This is a genomic window from Pseudomonas mangrovi (assembly GCF_003052585.1).
Taxonomy (GTDB): Bacteria; Pseudomonadota; Gammaproteobacteria; order Pseudomonadales; family Pseudomonadaceae; genus Aquipseudomonas; species Aquipseudomonas mangrovi.
In genome coordinates this window covers 1-15,891 of sequence record NZ_QASN01000020.1, presented here as the reverse complement: position 1 = coordinate 15,891, position 15,891 = coordinate 1, and the positions used below count along the sequence as shown (strand labels likewise).

Genomic DNA, 15,891 nt, shown 5'->3' with positions numbered 1-15,891 from the left:
CAAGCGCATCCGCAGGCGGCTGCGCAGCGCGGCGGGAACGGCTCAATGCAGACGTTTGCGACTCATCAGAGCCGCCATCTTCTCGGCATTGGGCCGCTCGACCACCCCTTTCTCGGTGACGATGGCGTCAATCAGGTCCGCCGGGGTGACGTCGAAGACCGGGTTTACCGCCTCCACGTCCGCAGCGAAGCGCTGGCCATTCACTTCCAGCAGCTCGCTGCCGGCACGTTCCTCGATCGGAATCTGGTCACCATCCTCGAGGCTCATGTCGATGGTCGAACTGGGCGCCACCACCATGAAGCGCACGCCATGGTGCATGGCCAGGACCGCCAGCTGATAGGTGCCGATCTTGTTCGCCACATCGCCGTTGGCGGTGATGCGGTCGGCACCGACGACCACCCAGGTGACGCCACAGGTCTTCATCAGATGCGCGGCAGCCGAGTCCGCGTTGAGCTTTACCGGAATCCCTTCGCCAGCCAGCTCCCAGGCGGTCAGACGCGAACCCTGCAGCCAGGGCCGGGTTTCATCGGCATACACCTGCTCCACAAGCCCTTCCAGATAGGCGCCGCGAATCACCCCCAGCGCGGTGCCGAAGCCGCCGGTCGCCAGCGCCCCGGTATTGCAGTGGGTCAGCAGGCTCTGCGGGCGATCGAGATGCTTGCGGATCAGGTCGACACCGAACTGGGCCATGGTCAGGTTGGCCTCGCGATCGCTCTGATGGATCGCCTCGGCTTCGGCGACCATGCTCGCCAGCACCGGCTCATCGGGGCGCAGCCGATCCAGACGATCGATCATGCGGTTCAGCGCCCAGAACAGATTCACCGCGGTCGGCCGCGAGTCCGCCAGCAGCGCATAGTCCTGCTCCAGCGCCGCGCGCCAGTCGGCGCCTTCGGCCAGACGTACGCGCAGACCCAGCACCAGCCCGTAGGCGGCCGCGATCCCGATCGCCGGCGCGCCGCGCACCACCATGTCGCGGATCGCACCCGCCACCCCGGCGGCGCTGTCGTAGTTCAGCCAGGTCTCCTGCAACGGCAGCAGGCGTTGATCGAGCAGCTGCAGCGCGTCACCCGTCCAGCGAATGGCAGTGACCTTTTCCGCCGCCAGCAATCGTTCACGCATCTCTTACCTCGAACTTCACATCGAAAAAGCGCGGCATTATACGTGCAACCGCCAGCGACCGGGCTCAGTCTGACCGACGCGTCACGACGCGGCTTCAAACTGCGCCGCAGCCGCCTTACACTGCCCGCCCCAGACCATTTTCGACAGTCCTCCATGCACGCCAAGCCCGCCGCGCCGCTCGACCTTCTTCTTCTGCCGACCTGGCTGGTGCCGGTCGAACCGGCCGGCGTGATCCTGCGCGACCATGGCCTGGGCGTGCGTGACGGCCGCATCGTGCTGATCGCCCCGCGCGAGCAGGCGTTGCGCCACCCCGCCACGGAAACCCGCGAGTTGCCGAACATGCTGCTGGCGCCGGGCCTGGTGAATGCCCATGGCCATGCCGCCATGACCCTGTTCCGCGGCCTGGCCGACGATCTGCCGCTGATGACCTGGCTGGAGCAGCACATCTGGCCCGCCGAGGCGCGCTGGGTGAACGAGGACTTCATCCGCGACGGGACCGAACTGGCGGTCGCCGAGCAGATCATGAACGGCATCAGCGCCTGCTCGGACATGTACTTCTTCCCGCATGTAGCCAGCGAAGTCATGCACCGCAGCGGCATGCGCGCGCAGATCACCGTGCCCATTCTCGATTTCCCCGTGCCCGGCGCGCTGGACTCCGCCGAGGCACTGCGTCACGGCCTGCAGCTGTTCGATGATCTGAAACACCACCCGCGGATCAAGGTCGCATTCGGCCCCCACGCGCCCTACACGGTCGGCGACGAGCGTCTGACCGAGGTGCTGATGCTGGCCGAGGAGCTGGATGCCGGCATCCACATGCACGTCCACGAGACCGCCTTCGAGGTGGAACAGTCGATCCAGCAACTCGGTGAACGGCCACTGGCCCGGCTCGCCCGCCTCGGCCTGCTCGGCCCGCGCTTCCAGGCCGTGCACATGACCCAGATCAGCGATGACGATCTGGCCCTGCTGGTGGAGAGCAACAGCAGCGTGATCCACTGCCCCGAGTCCAACCTCAAGCTGGCCAGCGGCTTCTGCCCGGTCGAGCGCCTCTGGGAGGCCGGCGTCAACGTCGCCATCGGCACCGATGGCGCCGCCAGCAATAACGATCTCGACCTGCTCGGGGAAACCCGCACCGCCGCCCTGCTGGCCAAGGCCGTCGCTGGTTCCGCCACCGCGCTGGACGCACACCGGGCGCTGCGCATGGCGACCCTCAACGGCGCCCGCGCGCTGGGCATCGAGGCCGACTGCGGCTCGCTGGAGATCGGCAAGTTCGCCGACCTGGTGGCCTTCGATCTCTCGGCCCTGAGCCTGCAGCCGGTCTATGACCCTGTATCGCAGCTGATCTACGCCTGTGGTCGCGACTGCGTGCGGCACCTGTGGGTCGGCGGCAAGCAACTGCTCGACGACCGCCGCCTGACCCGCATCGACACCCAGGCGCTGGGCGAGCGCGCCCGGGCCTGGGGCGAGCGCATCGCCGGCGGACGCTGAGCGCGCTGCGGCAGCCCGCCGCGCCCGTCGCGTCCAAAACTGCTGAAAAAGCTGGCAAGATAGCCGGCCCAAGCCTTCCTGCCTTGCCAACGGACATGCCCATGAGCAACGTCGATCACGCCGAAATCGCCAAATTCGAGGCCCTCGCCCACCGCTGGTGGGATCGCGAAAGCGAGTTCAAGCCGCTGCACGACATCAATCCGCTGCGGGTCAACTGGATCGACGAGCGCATCCCTCTGGCCGGCAAGAAGGTTCTCGACGTCGGCTGCGGCGGCGGCATCCTCAGCGAAGCCATGGCCCTGCGCGGCGCCGACGTCACCGGCATCGACATGGGCGAGGCGCCGCTGGCCGTGGCCCGCCTGCATCAGCTGGAATCCGGGGTACAGGTCGATTACCGGCAGATCACCGCCGAAGCACTGGCCGAGGAAATGCCCGGCCAGTTCGACGTGGTCACCTGCCTGGAGATGCTCGAACACGTGCCCGACCCCGCCTCGGTCATCCGCGCCTGCCAGACCCTGGTCAAGCCCGGCGGCCAGGTGTTCTTCTCGACCATCAACCGCAACCCCAAGGCCTACCTGTTTGCCATCGTCGGTGCCGAGTACCTGCTGCGCCTGCTGCCGCGCGGCACCCACGATTTCAAGAAATTCATTCGCCCCTCCGAGCTGGGGGCCTGGTCGCGCGCGGCAGGCCTTGAAGTGCGCGACATCATCGGCCTGACCTACAACCCGCTGACCAAGCACTACAAGCTTGAGGCGGATGTCGACGTCAACTACATGATCCAGACACTCAAGGAGGCCTGATGCGCCTGCGCGCCGTACTCTTCGACATGGACGGGACCCTGCTCGACACCGCGCCGGATTTCGTCGCCGTGGTGCAGGCGATGCGCGCCGACCAGGGCCTGGCGGCACTGCCCGAACGGCAGATCCGCGACGTGGTATCCGGTGGCGCGCGAGCGATGGTGGTCAATGCCTTCGATGTCGATCCACTCTCGGATGCCTTCGAAGCCCTGCGCCTGGATTTCCTCGCACGCTACGAGCAAGGCTGCGCGCGGCATACGCGGCTGTTCGACGGCATGCCCGAGCTCCTGGCCGACATCGAGGCGGCGCACCTGCGCTGGGGCGTGGCGACCAACAAGCCGGTGCGCTTTGCCGAGCCACTGATGCGCGAGCTCGGACTGGCCGAACGCTGCTCGGTCCTGGTCTGCCCGGATCATGTCAGCAAGGCCAAGCCGGACCCGGAGATGCTCCTGCTGGCCTGCGAGCAGTTGCAGCTGGACCCGCGCGCCACACTGTTCGTCGGCGACGATCTGCGCGACATCGAGGCCGGCCGCGCCGCCGGCTGTCGCACGGTCGCGGTGACCTACGGCTATATCCATCCGGACGACAACCCGCGCCACTGGGGCGCCGACGTCGTGGTCGATGACCCGCGCGAATTGCGCACCCTGCTCGACCAGGCTCTGTGCGGCTGCTAGGCAGCTCACGCAACCACATCCCACCCTTTTCAGAACGCATAGCTGTCGCTTGAAGCCCGACGCTTGAAGCCCATAGCTCTCCGAAGGAGCCATCCATGTTCGACTACAGCGCCCGTCCCGACCTGCTCGCAGGCCGCGTGATCATGGTCACCGGGGCCGGCCGCGGCATTGGTGCCGCGGCTGCCAAGACCTTTGCCGCGCATGGCGCAACCGTCCTGCTGCTGGGCAAGGGCGAGGCCAACCTCAACCGCGTGTACGACGAGATCGAGGCAGCCGGCCACCCCCAGGCTGCAGTGATCCCGTTCAACCTGGAGACCGCGCTGCCGCACCAGTACGACGAGCTCGCCTCGATGATCGAGGATGCCTTCGGACGCGTCGACGGCCTGCTGCACAACGCTTCCATCCTCGGGCCACGCACGCCGCTGGAGCAGCTGTCCGGCGACAATTTCATGCGCGTCATGCAGGTCAACGTGAACGCCATGTTCATGCTCACCAGCACCCTGCTGCCGCTACTCAAGCTGTCCCAGGACGCCTCGGTGGTCTTTACCTCGAGCAGCGTCGGACGCAAGGGCCGCGCCTACTGGGGCGCCTACGCCGTCTCCAAGTTCGCCACCGAAGGCCTGATGCAGGTGCTCGCCGACGAGGTCGACGGCATCTGCCCAGTGCGCGCCAACAGCGTTAACCCGGGCGCAACCCGCACCGACATGCGCGCCCATGCCTACCCAGGGGAAGATCCGCAGAACAATCCGCTGCCCGAAGCGATCATGCCGGTCTATCTGTATCTGATGGGCCCCGACAGCAAGGGCGTCAACGGCCAGGCACTGGACGCCCAGTGACGCCTGCGCGCCGGAAAACCGACGGCGGGCGGCAAGCTGCAATATCAATCAGCCAGCACCCGCCACAAAACCGGCAAATGCTTGCCGCTCGCCGGCACCACCAAAAGCCAAGCATCTGATTCATAAAGAAAAATATTTATTTTTCAGAGATGGCACGAATCTAGCTCAAGCGTCCCTATCCAAGCGCCTAGCGCCAGAGGTCCGGACGATCATGCTCACCACCCACAGCAACACTATCGATTTCGATGCCGCCAAGCTGCAGCGCCTGGGCTACACCAGCAAGCGCGAGCCGCAGTTGTTGCCGATCACCCTTGGCGAGCTGCGCCAGCAACTGACCCTGCTGCTGCAGACCAGTCTCGATGTCGAACGGATCATGACTCTGTTCTTCCAGGAGATTCAGCGCCTGGTGCCGCTGGACGCGCTGACCTATCAGCACAATGGCAGCGACCTGCGCCTGGACCTCGGCCAGCGTGGCAGCCATTCGGTGAGCTACTGCCTCAACCACATGAACGACTACCTGGGCGAGCTGGTGTTCCGCCGCACTCAACGCTTCAGCGAGGACGAGCTGGCCCAGCTCGAATCGCTGCTCGCCGCCCTGCTGTTTCCGCTGCGCAATGCCCTGCTCTACCGCGACGCCGTGCGCAGCGCACTGCGTGACCCCCTGACCGGCACCGGCAACCGCATCGCCATGAACCAGTCGATGCAGCGCGAAATCGAGGTCGCTCGTCGCTCGCAGCTGCCGCTGTCGGTACTGATGCTGGATGTCGATCACTTCAAGCGCATCAACGACGTCCATGGCCACAGCGCCGGCGACGAGGCCCTGCGCAGCGTGGCGCAGACCCTCAAGTCGCAGCTGCGCAACATCGACATGATCTTTCGCTACGGCGGCGAGGAGTTCCTCGTGCTGCTCTCCAATACCAGCACCGAAGCGGCGGCCATGGTTGGCGAACGCCTGCGCCAGGCCGTGCACGATCTGCAACTGAGCAGCGAGGGTCAGCAGATGAGCCTGTCGATCAGCCTCGGCTGCGCAACCCTGCAGCCTGGGGAATCGGGCGATCGCCTGCAGCAGCGCGCCGACATGGCCCTGCTGGAAGCCAAGCGCGGCGGTCGCAACCGTCTGCGCATGGCCTGCTGAGCAGCGCTCCCGATCAGGCCGGGCGGCGGCGCTGCCGGGTCGACGGGAACATCAGATACAGCGCCAGCAGCAGGGTTTCGACCAGCCAGGCCAGCAGCAACGCCGAACAGACACCCCAGGCGATGGCCGCAGGATCGAGCAACACCTGGTAGCGATAACTGGCCAGCGCCTCGGCACGCAGCTCCGGATCGGCACGCAAGGCCAGATGCAGGGCCCGTGCGTACCAGGGCCCCTGCATCGCCTGCCACTCCGCCTGCAGCAATTGCGCCCGATCGATCAACCCCTGCAGGCTGTCGGCATCGCGGCGAAACACCGGATCGTCGCTGGCGCGATAGTGCGCCACCAGTGCATCCAGATCACCGCCAAAGAACTGTCGCGCCGTAGTGCGAAAGCCCTCCAGTGCCAGCTGTGCCTCGATCCGATGCGCATCGACCCGCTGCGCGTACTGCTCGATGGCGCCGGGAACCTGCACACCGACGAGCAGACCGACGGCGAACAACGCCAGGCGCAGATAGCTTCTGAACATGTCTTCTCCTTCAGGCCCGGCCCTGGGCGATGCATTCGCCCAGGCGCCAGAGACTCCAGTCGCCGGCCTCGAACAGAGTCCAGGCCTCATTGCCGGTCAGCGGCTCGGTGGCCAGGACGGTAACCACGTCATCCGGCCCGGTCTGCGAGTCGAAGTTCACACTCAGGTCGATGTCGCAGAGGGTCGCCGGACCAAAGGGCGCGCGCCGGGTGATCCGCGCCAGCTTGCTGGAGCAGAAGGCAAACAGCCAGTCGCCATCGCTGAGCAGGCAGTTGAACACGCCCTGCCGGCGAAAGTCGGCGCAGCTCTCCACCAGCAGCGGCAGCATCACTTCCGGCTCGACCGGTTCGGGGAACAGGTTGCGCAGCCGATTGAGCAGTTCGCAGAAGGCCGCCTCGCTGTCGGTATCACCCACCGGCCGGTAGAACGCCGGCGCGCCAGCCCGGGGAACCTGTGCCAGCTGACCATTGTGGGCGAAGCACCAGTTGCGCCCCCACAGCTCGCGCACGAAGGGGTGGGTATTGGCCAGGCAGACCTTGCCGACATTGGCCTGGCGAACATGGCCGATGACCGTATGACTCTTGATCGGATAGCGCTGCACCAGCGCCGCCACCTCGGACTCCGCGCTGGCCTGCGGATCCTGGAACAGACGCAGGCCGCGCCCTTCATAGAAACCCACGCCCCAGCCATCGCGGTGCGGACCGGTACGCCCGCCGCGCTGCATCAGCCCGCTGAAGCTGAAGACGATATCGGTGGGTACGTTGGCGCTCATGCCCAGCAGTTCACACACCGCCGAAAGCCTCGCGCAGGCTCTGTCGCAGCAGCTGCGCCTCACGCTCCATGCGCGCCTGCAGACGCTTGCGACCCAGCGGCAGGAAGCGCGTGAGGATGCGCCAGAGCAGCGCCGGGACATCGCCCTTGCGCCGCGGGATCAAATGCAGATGCAGATGCGGGACGTGCTGATTGGACGCCGGGCCATCGTTGAGCAGCAGATTGATCCCGCTGATGCCGTGACCGGCGCTGCGCATCACCCGGCAGATGCCGTCGGCCAGCACCAGCAGCCGGTCGCGCGCAGCGGAGGAAAGATCATGCAGGTAAGGCGCGTGCTCGCGGCTGACGATCAGCACGTGCGCCGGACGCAACGGGTAGATGTCCAGCAACACCAGGAAGTGGCTGTCCTCGTGGATCGTCAGGGCCGGCAGGCGGTCTTCGACGATGGCGCAGAACACGCAGTCCATGGGCTCTCCTCGTTCACGGAAGCGGCCATGCTGCAGCGCCGGGACAGTCGGCGCAAGCCGGGACGTTGAAAGCGTGACGGCAATTGCGCGTTCGCCCGCTGAACCGGCTGCCCGAGCAGAGGTACTCAGCCGCTGGCTCAGAGCCGCGGTTCGATCCGCAGATCCTGGCCAGCCGGACGCTGCTCGGCGTCTTCGAGACCGCGCTGCATCAGATCGCGCAAGGTCGGCTCGTCCGCCTCGTCTGTCGTCTGTGCATTGCGCTCCCCTCGCAGGCCCCGCCACCAGCGCTCCAGCGGCCAGCGCAGCAGGGCGAACAGCAGATAGGCGGCAAACGCCAGGGCAGCGAACATGCTCAGATCGGCCAGGGCGCGCAGGGCGTGATCGCCGACATTGAAGGCCAGATCCAGCGCGGTGATGGCCAGAGCCGGGGCAAACAGCTCGCGTGCCGGATCGATCAGCGTGGGGGTGAACAACAGTACCGCTACCAACACGCGCAATGGCTCGCGCAACCAGCGCCAGAGCGCTCGGGTCATGCGGCACCAGACCAGTAGGCAGCCCAGCCCGGCCACGGCATAGGCGCCCCAGGCGAGCAGGTATTCTTGTTCGTTCATCGATCGATTCCGCAGTCTTGGCCGACAGTCGCGCCGCGCCAGCAAAAGGGCGCTTATGATAGCGGCTTTTCCCCGGACCGGCGCCCCTGTCGTCCGCCCCGTCAGGAGATTCCCCTTGGCTTCCCTCCCCCCTGCGCCCATCGCCCGGCGCGATGCCGCCAGCGATCCCTACCAATGGCTGCAACAGCGCGACGCCGACGAAGTGCTCGCCTACCTGCAGGCGGAAAACGCCTACCTGGAAGCCAGCCTCGCCGACCAGGCGGGTTTGCGCGAGCAACTGTTCCTGGAGATCAAGGGCCGCATCCGCGAGACCGACCTGTCGCTGCCCTCGCCCTGGGGGCCCTGGCTGTACTACCAGCGCACCACGGCCGGTGACGAGTACCCGCGTCACTACCGCTGCCCGCGCCCGGCCGACGGCTCGCTGAACATCGACGACAGCGCCGAACAGCTGCTGCTCGATCCCAATGAGCTGGCTGGCGGCGGCTTTCTCTCGCTCGGCGCCTTCAGCGTCAGCCCCGACCACAGCCTGCTGGCCTACAGCCTGGATACCAGCGGCGACGAGATCTATCGCCTGTACGTCAAGGACCTCTACAGCGGCGCCCTCAACGAGCTGCCCTTCGACGACTGCGATGGCAGCATGACCTGGGCCAACGACAGCCGTACGCTGTTCTTCGGCGAACTGGACGACACCCATCGACCGCATCGTCTGCTGCGCCATGTGCTCGGGGACGAAGCCACCCAGGAGGTCTTCCATGAGCCGGATGGACGCTTCTTCCTGCACTGCTATCGCTCAAGCTCCGAGCGCAAGCTGATCATCGCCCTTGGCAGCAAGACCACCAGCGAGGCCTGGGTGCTGGACGCCGACCATCCGCAGCAACCGCTGCGCTGCGTCGCCCCCCGCGAGGAGAACCACGAGTATCACATCGACCACGGCATGCTCGACGGCGACTGGAGCTGGCTGGTGCGCAGCAACCAGAGCGGCATCAACTTCGCCCTCTATGCAGCGCCGGAAGCCAGCCCGGAACGGCCCAACTGGCGCGAGCTGGTGGCGCACGATCCGGCGGTGATGATCGAGGACCTGACCCTCAACCGCGATGCCTGGCTGCTGAGTCTGCGCATCGGCGGCCTGCCGGTGATCGAAGTGCATCCGCAGAACGCCGCGAGCTATCGGGTCGAGCTGCCCGACGCGGCCTACAGCCTGCATGTGCAGGACAGCCTGGAGTTCACCAGCGAGGTCGTGCGCCTGCGCTACGAGGCGCTCAACCGCCCGGCACAGGTCCGTCAGCTGGATCTGGCCAGTGGTGCGCAACAGGTGCTCAAACAGACCCCGGTGGAAGGCCCCTTCGATGCCGATGCCTATGAGAGCCGGCGGCTCTGGGCCACGGCGGCAGACGGCAGCCAGGTGCCGATCAGTCTGGTCGGGCGGCGCGACCTGCTCGACGGCGAGCTGCCTGCGCCGCTCTATCTGTATGGCTACGGTGCCTATGGCGCCTGCCTCGACCCCTGGTTCTCGCATGCCCGCCTGAGCCTGCTCGAGCGTGGCTTCGTTTTCGCCATCGCCCACGTGCGTGGCGGTGGCGAGCTGGGCGAAGCCTGGTACCGCGCCGGCAAGCTTGCGCACAAGCAGAACAGCTTCGACGACTTCATCGCCTGTGCCGAGCACCTGATCGCCGAGGGCTACAGCCGTCCCGAGCAGTTGGCCATCAGCGGCGGCAGCGCCGGCGGCCTGCTGATCGGCGCGGTGCTCAACCAGCGCCCGGAGCTGTTCGCTGCCGCCATCGCCGAGGTGCCCTTCGTCGATGTGCTCAACACCATGCTCGATCCCGACCTGCCGCTCACCGTCACCGAGTACGACGAATGGGGCAATCCGCAGGAGCCGGACGTGCATGCACGGATCAAGGCCTACGCGCCCTACGAGAACGTGCGCGCCCAGGCCTACCCGGCAATCCTTGCGGTGGCCGGCTACCACGACAGTCGCGTGCAGTACTGGGAGGCCGCCAAGTGGGTGGCCAAGCTGCGCGCCACTCGCACCGATGACCACCTGCTGCTGCTCAAGACCGAGTTCGCTGCCGGCCACGGCGGCATGAGCGGCCGCTACCAGGCCCTGCACGACGTGGCGCTGGAGTATGCCTTCCTGCTCAAGGTATTCGGTCGTCACTGAACGGCGCATTGATATTCACGGAGGAAAAACATGCAGAACCTGATCTATCGCTGGCTGCTGCTGGTCGGCTTCGGCCATATCCTGCTCGGCCTGGTGCTGGCCCTGTTCGGGGCGCTACCGCCCATGGAGCCCTATTTCCAGGAGCTCTATGCCAGTACCGGCGAGGCGACGCCGAGCCTGGCCCAGCAGGCACTGATCAAGAACCTGGTGCAACTGTTCGGTCCTACGGTGGCCAGTTGGGCGCTGTTCTACTGCCTGCTGCTGGCACTCTATCGCCGGCATGGCGACGCCTGGATCAAGACCGGCCTGTACCTGGGCCTGCTGCTGTGGTGGGGTCCGGACTGCTGGGTATCGGCTCAGGCAGGGTTGTATAGCCACCTTTATCTGAACACCGCCGTGGCCTCGGCCATCGTCATCCCGCTGGCCCTGCTGAAACCGCAGATCGGAACGCAGCCTACCGACGCCTGATCATCGGCGCCGCTACCGACCCACTCGAACTCAAGGAGGAGACATGTCCACCCAACGCTACCTGGCACTGCTCGCCGTGCCCTTTGGCCTGCTCTTCGTGCTGCTCGCCATCGCTCCCCACGACCGTGCCGACTGGGCGCTGGAAAACCTGCTGGCGGTGATATTCATCGTCGCGCTGGCCACCAGCGCACGCAGTTTCCCGCTGTCGAAGGTCTCCTATAGCCTGATCTTCGTCTTCCTCTGCCTGCACGAGGTCGGCGCGCACTACACCTATGCCGAGGTCCCCTACGACGACTTTCTGATCCGGCATTTCAATTTCAGCCTGAACGCCTTCATGGGCTGGGAGCGCAACCATTTCGATCGCTTCGTGCACTTCGCCTACGGCCTGCTGCTGGCCTATCCGGTACGCGAGGTCTACTGCCGGATCGCCGAAGCCAAGGGCTTCTGGGGCTACTTCTTCCCACTCGACCTGGTGATGGCCACCTCGATGCTCTTCGAGTTGTTCGAATGGGGCGCAGCCGAGCTGTTCGGCGGCGATCTGGGCATCGCCTACCTGGGCACCCAAGGCGATGTCTGGGACGCGCACAAGGACATGCTGCTGGCGAGCATGGGCGCGCTCATCGCCATGCTCCTGACCCTGTTCCTGAACATGCGCATCCAGAAGGATTTCGCCGGCGAGTGGCGCGACAGCCTGCGCATCAAGAGCCGCCGCCCGCTGGGCGAGGTGGAGATCCAGCGGCTGCTCGAAGAGCGCGAGTGAGGCGGCGGTGACAGCCATGTCCGATACGACCATCGCCCTGCGCGACGGCACCTCGCACACGCTGCGCATCCTGATGACCGGCGGCACCGGTTTCATCGGTCGACCGCTTGCCGCAGCACTTGGCCTGGCCGGCCACGATCTGCTGATCCTGAGCCGTGGCGGTCCGCCGCCAGCGAAGGAAGCGTGGGGACAAGCGAGGTTCGTCCGCGATCTGCAGCAACTTGGTTGCGACGAGCACATCGACTGCATCATCAACCTCGCTGGCGAGCCCCTGGCCGGGGGCCGCTGGAACGCCGAACGCAAGGCGCGCTTTCTCGGCAGTCGTCTGCAGGTCACCGATCAGCTGCTGCAACTGGTGCAACGCCTGGAACACAAACCCAAAGTACTGCTGAACGCCTCGGCCGTCGGCTACTACGGGCACCAGCAGGACCAGCCACTGGATGAAGGCGCGTCGGCTCGGGATTGTTTCTCGCACCAGCTCTGCGCCCGCTGGGAGGAGCGCGCCGGCGCTTTCGAGCCGCTGGGGCTGCGTGTCTGTCTGCTGCGCATCGGCGTGGTCCTCGGTCGCGACGGCGGACCATTGGCAGAACTTCGCCGCCCTTTCGACTGGGGCATCGCCACGCAACTGGGCAATGGCCGACAGTGGCTGCCCTGGATCCACCTGCAGGACGTCCTGGACATCTGCGCCTTCGCCCTGGGCCAGCCGCAGCTGCAGGGCGCCATCAATCTCACCGCGCCCGAGCCGGTCACCCAGGCCGAATTCAGCCGTGCGCTGAGGCGCCAGATCACGCATCCGTGCCTACCGCTGCCGGTTCCGGCGTGGCTGCTGCGACTATTGGTCGGCGAGATGGCGGACGAAATCCTGCTCAGCGGCCAGCGGGTAGTTCCGCACAAGCTGTTGCAGCATGGTTATGTGTTTCGCTACCCGACCTTGGCACAGGCACTCATCGACCTGACGAGCACTGTTGGGAATCCGCACACTTAAGAAGCGGCGCATTCTTTCACACCGCCCAGGGCGCGCCTTGCCGAGCGTCGCGATAGAAAAGGTTTCTAAGATGCCTGCTGCCCGACGAACTATGGTTTCATTCTCCTCACTCGTCATCACCCCTCAGAGCCCCAGCAAGGTCACGCCATGAGTAGCCGCAACAGCCATTTCCTCTCCGCCAAGGCGGAAGAGGATTACCGTCAGAAAGCCCTGAAGATGTACCCGCACGTCTGCGGCCGCTGCGCCCGGGAGTTCTCCGGCAAGCGCCTGAGCGAGCTGACCGTGCATCACCGCGATCACAACCACGACAACAACCCGGCCGACGGCTCCAACTGGGAGCTGCTGTGCCTGTTCTGCCATGACAACGAACACTCGCGCTACACCGACCAGCAGTACTTCGCCGAAGGCTCCACCGCCAGCCCGCAGGCGCCGAAGACCACCTACAAGGCCTTCGGCGATCTGGCCAGCCTGCTGAAGAAGAGCGACGACTGACCTCCGCCTTTCGCCCACCCGAAGAGACCCGCCGATGCACTACACAACAATAGATTGGCAACTGGACGACGGCCTGCTGACCCTCACCCTGAATCGTCCCGAGCAGCTCAACGCCTTCACCGTGGAGATGGCCAACGAGCTGGTGCACGCCTTCGAGCGCGCCAGCCTCGACGATGCGGTGCGGGTGGTGCTGGTGACCGGCGCCGGCCGCGCCTTCTGCGCCGGCATGGACCTGTCCAGGCCGGGCAACGTATTCGGCCTCGACGAGAGCCAGACCCCGACCCTCGACGACATGCACGGGCGCCTCGAGGATCCGGCGATCTTCGACGGGGTGCGCGATACCGGCGGCCGGGTGACCCTGGCGATCCATGCCTGCCGCAAGCCGGTAGTAGGTGCGATCAACGGTGCCGCGGTCGGCATCGGCGCGACCATGACCCTGGCGATGGACTTTCGCCTGGCCTCGGAAAAGGCCCGCATCGGCTTCGTCTTCGGCCGCCTGGGCATCGTTCCGGAAGCCTGCTCGTCCTGGTTCCTGCCTCGCATCGTCGGCCTGCAGCAGGCACTGGAGTGGGTCTATACCGGGGACATATTCGACGCCGAGGAAGCTCGTCGCGGCGGCCTGGTGCGCTCGGTGCACGCAGCCGACAGCCTGCTCGATGACGCCCGCACGTTCGCCCGCCGCCTGGTCGCCGGTCGCTCGCCAGTGGCCACCGCCTTCGCCCGGCAGATGCTCTATCGCAACAGCGCCCAGCCACATCCGCTGGAAGCGCACCGGATCGACTCGCTGGCGATGTTCTACACCAGCGTCGGCGACGGCAAGGAAGGCGTGGCTGCGTTTCGCGAAAAGCGCGACGCGCAGTTCAGTGGCAAGGCTTCGCAGATGCCGGCGTTCTACGAGCAGTGGCTGAACGGCGACAGCGCGTGAACAGCGCCGGGCCCTGGAAGCCCGGCGTCGGAAGCACCAGCACAGGTCTCACCAGTCTTCCTCGCCGCCACCTCTCCAGGGTTTTGGGTTCGGAAAGGTGCTGATCGGCTGCCAGCTCCGCGCTTCGGTCAGGTAGTCGATGCAGCTCGGTGGAATGGTCACGATCGCCGTGCATTCACTCGCATCCACCGCCTCCTGCATGCTCTTGAACTGGCTGCGATTGGCTGCGCTGACCACCAACTTGTCGAGATCGCTGTCCTCCAGGGTGATTCGCAGCAGGCACTGATTATCCTGCGTGGCGTAGTCCTCGGCGTAGGAACGATTGCCAGTCAGGCACTGGCCCACGCCGGTATTGTCCGCCTCGCTCAACGGGCGACCCGTGGCTGCCTGTGCCGTGGCCGTACAGCCGCCAGCAGAGTTGCGCAGGGCAGGGTCCAGCCCGCCCCGGGCAATACCGGTGGTGGGCAGGAACAGGGTCTTGCCGGTGATGTGGTAATCACGCACCGTCTTGTAGAAGTAGTAGGACATGGCAGCCTCCTTGCCGGGATCAGAAGAACCAGCCTAGCCCGTCTTCAGGCCACGTCCACCAGCACCACCTCGCTCTCCTCCAGCGCCACCACGCGCAACACGGACTCGTCGACAATAGCCACTCCGTCGCCCGCTGCGGCGACAGTGCCGTTCACCTCGATACGGCCACGTGCAGCCACCAGATAGGCCTTGCGCCGAGTGGCAAGTGGGTACTCGGCGCTCTGGCCCGGCGCCAGGGTGGCCGCCAGCAGACGCGCGTCGGCGCGGATCGGCAAGGCCTCCCCATCACCCGACATGCCGCTGGCAAGGGTTTCGAAGCGCCCGTTGCGCTGCGCGCGAGGGAACGGCTTGCTGCCCCAGGCCGGCGGCAGGCCGGACTGGTTCGGCATGATCCAGATCTGGAAGATCTCGGCTGTTTCATCCTCGAGGTTGTACTCGCTGTGGACGATGCCGGTGCCGGCGCTCATAACCTGGACGTCGCCCGCCACGGTACGACCTTCGTTGCCGAGGCTGTCCTGATGCGTGATCGCTCCCTTGCGCACATAGGTGATGATTTCCATGTCGCGGTGCGGGTGACTGGGAAAGCCGCTGTGCGGCGCGATGCGGTCATCGTTCCACACCCGCAACCGGCCCCAGTGCAGACGGCGCGGGTCGTGATACTCGGCAAAGGAAAAGTGGAAGCGGCTGTCGAGCCAGCCGTGGTTCGCTGCACCGAGCTGAGTCAAGGGACGTACTTCGATCATGGGAACCTCCGTAGAAGTCGGGGCCCGAACGCCGGACCGGATGACAACATGATCGATTCGAACAATCGAATTAAAAAGCGCAAATATTTGCCTAAATCCATCTTTAAAATAGATAGGAAAGGATCTGATTTCGTAAGAGTGCGAGTCGCCTGACCTCTCTCTCACCGCCTTGCTTCCGAACGCCGTGTAGGGTGGATGACGCTTTGTTCATCCACCAGAACCCCGCTGTGGTGGATGGCTTCGACCATCCACCCTACGAAACTCAACCCGCTCGGTACGCCCGTAATTCGTAGGGTGGATGACGCCTTGTTCATCCACCAGACCCCCGCCGTGGTGAACGTCTTCGACCATCCACCCCACGAAGATCCGCCCGCTCGGCACGCCCGCAACTCGTAGGGTGGATGACGC

General features: G+C 65.7%; 18 protein-coding genes. 11 read left to right on the top strand and 7 right to left on the bottom strand.

The annotated features are described in order from the left end of the window. Window positions 1–42: 42 nt before the first annotated feature. Window positions 43–1,119 (bottom strand): S-methyl-5-thioribose-1-phosphate isomerase, encoded by a 1,077-nt coding sequence (gene mtnA, locus DBO85_RS12685; protein ID WP_108107651.1) that lies wholly within the window; start codon window positions 1,117–1,119, stop codon window positions 43–45. 153 nt (window positions 1,120–1,272) lie between these two features. On the opposite strand from mtnA, the gene DBO85_RS12680 reads away from it, so the two are divergent. The 5 genes from DBO85_RS12680 to DBO85_RS12660 all read left to right on the top strand — a co-directional run bounded on the left by DBO85_RS12680 (window position 1,273) and on the right by DBO85_RS12660 (window position 6,046). Then, a complete protein-coding gene (locus tag DBO85_RS12680; protein WP_108107650.1) occupies window positions 1,273–2,604 on the top strand; it encodes a TRZ/ATZ family hydrolase in 1,332 nt (443 codons plus the stop codon). Between the two features lie 101 nt (window positions 2,605–2,705). Continuing rightward, window positions 2,706–3,404 carry a bifunctional 2-polyprenyl-6-hydroxyphenol methylase/3-demethylubiquinol 3-O-methyltransferase UbiG gene (gene ubiG, locus DBO85_RS12675; protein ID WP_108107649.1) on the top strand — a complete coding sequence of 233 codons (699 nt, stop codon included), beginning with the start codon at window positions 2,706–2,708 and terminating at the stop codon, window positions 3,402–3,404. After that, window positions 3,404–4,075 (top strand): N-acetylmuramic acid 6-phosphate phosphatase MupP, encoded by a 672-nt coding sequence (mupP, locus tag DBO85_RS12670; RefSeq protein WP_108107648.1) that lies wholly within the window; start codon window positions 3,404–3,406, stop codon window positions 4,073–4,075. Before ubiG ends, mupP begins: the two co-directional genes overlap by 1 nt. A gap of 95 nt (window positions 4,076–4,170) precedes the next feature. Then, entirely contained in the window at window positions 4,171–4,911 is a 741-nt protein-coding gene (locus DBO85_RS12665; RefSeq protein ID WP_108107647.1) for a YciK family oxidoreductase, read from the top strand. 211 nt (window positions 4,912–5,122) lie between these two features. Beyond that, window positions 5,123–6,046: a GGDEF domain-containing protein gene (locus DBO85_RS12660; protein ID WP_407681470.1), complete on the top strand. Its 924-nt coding sequence runs from the start codon at window positions 5,123–5,125 to the stop codon at window positions 6,044–6,046. Window positions 6,047–6,059: 13 nt separating this feature from the next. Here the strand turns inward: DBO85_RS12660 and DBO85_RS12655 are convergent, their stop codons facing one another. The 4 genes from DBO85_RS12655 to DBO85_RS12640 form a co-directional block, all read right to left on the bottom strand. Next, the gene (locus tag DBO85_RS12655; RefSeq protein WP_108107645.1) at window positions 6,060–6,572 is read right to left on the bottom strand and encodes a DUF2937 family protein; all 513 of its coding nucleotides are present in this window, start codon (window positions 6,570–6,572) and stop codon (window positions 6,060–6,062) included. A gap of 10 nt (window positions 6,573–6,582) precedes the next feature. After that, on the bottom strand, window positions 6,583–7,362 hold the full coding sequence (locus DBO85_RS12650; RefSeq protein ID WP_108107644.1) for a class II glutamine amidotransferase: 780 nt from the start codon (window positions 7,360–7,362) through the stop codon (window positions 6,583–6,585). Beyond that, window positions 7,355–7,810 (bottom strand): HIT family protein, encoded by a 456-nt coding sequence (locus DBO85_RS12645; protein ID WP_108107643.1) that lies wholly within the window; start codon window positions 7,808–7,810, stop codon window positions 7,355–7,357. Before DBO85_RS12645 ends, DBO85_RS12650 begins: the two co-directional genes overlap by 8 nt. A 137-nt stretch (window positions 7,811–7,947) precedes the next feature. After that, window positions 7,948–8,421, bottom strand: coding sequence for an MFS transporter (locus DBO85_RS12640; protein WP_108107642.1), 474 nt, complete (start codon window positions 8,419–8,421; stop codon window positions 7,948–7,950). A 115-nt stretch (window positions 8,422–8,536) separates the two neighbouring features. On the opposite strand from DBO85_RS12640, the gene DBO85_RS12635 reads away from it, so the two are divergent. The 6 genes from DBO85_RS12635 to DBO85_RS12610 all read left to right on the top strand — a co-directional run bounded on the left by DBO85_RS12635 (window position 8,537) and on the right by DBO85_RS12610 (window position 14,212). Further along, window positions 8,537–10,582, top strand: a complete 2,046-nt coding sequence (locus DBO85_RS12635; RefSeq protein WP_233356605.1) for a S9 family peptidase — start codon at window positions 8,537–8,539, stop codon at window positions 10,580–10,582. A gap of 30 nt (window positions 10,583–10,612) precedes the next feature. After that, on the top strand, window positions 10,613–11,050 hold the full coding sequence (locus DBO85_RS12630; RefSeq protein WP_108107640.1) for a hypothetical protein: 438 nt from the start codon (window positions 10,613–10,615) through the stop codon (window positions 11,048–11,050). A gap of 43 nt (window positions 11,051–11,093) precedes the next feature. Continuing rightward, on the top strand, window positions 11,094–11,810 hold the full coding sequence (locus tag DBO85_RS12625; RefSeq protein WP_108107639.1) for a DUF2238 domain-containing protein: 717 nt from the start codon (window positions 11,094–11,096) through the stop codon (window positions 11,808–11,810). Window positions 11,811–11,826: 16 nt separating this feature from the next. After that, the gene (locus DBO85_RS12620; RefSeq protein WP_108107638.1) at window positions 11,827–12,795 is read left to right on the top strand and encodes a TIGR01777 family oxidoreductase; all 969 of its coding nucleotides are present in this window, start codon (window positions 11,827–11,829) and stop codon (window positions 12,793–12,795) included. A 147-nt stretch (window positions 12,796–12,942) separates the two neighbouring features. Further along, a complete protein-coding gene (locus DBO85_RS12615; RefSeq protein ID WP_108107637.1) occupies window positions 12,943–13,287 on the top strand; it encodes a YajD family HNH nuclease in 345 nt (114 codons plus the stop codon). Between the two features lie 34 nt (window positions 13,288–13,321). Next, the gene (locus tag DBO85_RS12610; RefSeq protein ID WP_108107636.1) at window positions 13,322–14,212 is read left to right on the top strand and encodes a crotonase/enoyl-CoA hydratase family protein; all 891 of its coding nucleotides are present in this window, start codon (window positions 13,322–13,324) and stop codon (window positions 14,210–14,212) included. A gap of 48 nt (window positions 14,213–14,260) precedes the next feature. Here the strand turns inward: DBO85_RS12610 and DBO85_RS12605 are convergent, their stop codons facing one another. After that, window positions 14,261–14,740: a hypothetical protein gene (locus DBO85_RS12605; RefSeq protein WP_108107635.1), complete on the bottom strand. Its 480-nt coding sequence runs from the start codon at window positions 14,738–14,740 to the stop codon at window positions 14,261–14,263. Between the two features lie 44 nt (window positions 14,741–14,784). After that, on the bottom strand, window positions 14,785–15,483 hold the full coding sequence (locus DBO85_RS12600; protein WP_108107634.1) for a pirin family protein: 699 nt from the start codon (window positions 15,481–15,483) through the stop codon (window positions 14,785–14,787). Window positions 15,484–15,891 lie beyond the last annotated feature (408 nt).

Coding starts and splice junctions, on each gene's coding strand:
- DBO85_RS12665 (WP_108107647.1), top strand. CDS start 4,171: ATGTTCGACTACAGCGCCCGTCCCGACCTGCTCGCAGGCCGCGTGATC.
- DBO85_RS12605 (WP_108107635.1), bottom strand. CDS start 14,740: ATGTCCTACTACTTCTACAAGACGGTGCGTGATTACCACATCACCGGC.
- DBO85_RS12645 (WP_108107643.1), bottom strand. CDS start 7,810: ATGGACTGCGTGTTCTGCGCCATCGTCGAAGACCGCCTGCCGGCCCTG.
- DBO85_RS12610 (WP_108107636.1), top strand. CDS start 13,322: ATGCACTACACAACAATAGATTGGCAACTGGACGACGGCCTGCTGACC.
- DBO85_RS12630 (WP_108107640.1), top strand. CDS start 10,613: ATGCAGAACCTGATCTATCGCTGGCTGCTGCTGGTCGGCTTCGGCCAT.
- DBO85_RS12655 (WP_108107645.1), bottom strand. CDS start 6,572: ATGTTCAGAAGCTATCTGCGCCTGGCGTTGTTCGCCGTCGGTCTGCTC.
- DBO85_RS12615 (WP_108107637.1), top strand. CDS start 12,943: ATGAGTAGCCGCAACAGCCATTTCCTCTCCGCCAAGGCGGAAGAGGAT.
- DBO85_RS12620 (WP_108107638.1), top strand. CDS start 11,827: ATGTCCGATACGACCATCGCCCTGCGCGACGGCACCTCGCACACGCTG.
- DBO85_RS12640 (WP_108107642.1), bottom strand. CDS start 8,421: ATGAACGAACAAGAATACCTGCTCGCCTGGGGCGCCTATGCCGTGGCC.
- DBO85_RS12680 (WP_108107650.1), top strand. CDS start 1,273: ATGCACGCCAAGCCCGCCGCGCCGCTCGACCTTCTTCTTCTGCCGACC.
- mupP (WP_108107648.1), top strand. CDS start 3,404: ATGCGCCTGCGCGCCGTACTCTTCGACATGGACGGGACCCTGCTCGAC.
- mtnA (WP_108107651.1), bottom strand. CDS start 1,119: ATGCGTGAACGATTGCTGGCGGCGGAAAAGGTCACTGCCATTCGCTGG.
- DBO85_RS12660 (WP_407681470.1), top strand. CDS start 5,123: ATGCTCACCACCCACAGCAACACTATCGATTTCGATGCCGCCAAGCTG.
- DBO85_RS12625 (WP_108107639.1), top strand. CDS start 11,094: ATGTCCACCCAACGCTACCTGGCACTGCTCGCCGTGCCCTTTGGCCTG.
- ubiG (WP_108107649.1), top strand. CDS start 2,706: ATGAGCAACGTCGATCACGCCGAAATCGCCAAATTCGAGGCCCTCGCC.
- DBO85_RS12600 (WP_108107634.1), bottom strand. CDS start 15,483: ATGATCGAAGTACGTCCCTTGACTCAGCTCGGTGCAGCGAACCACGGC.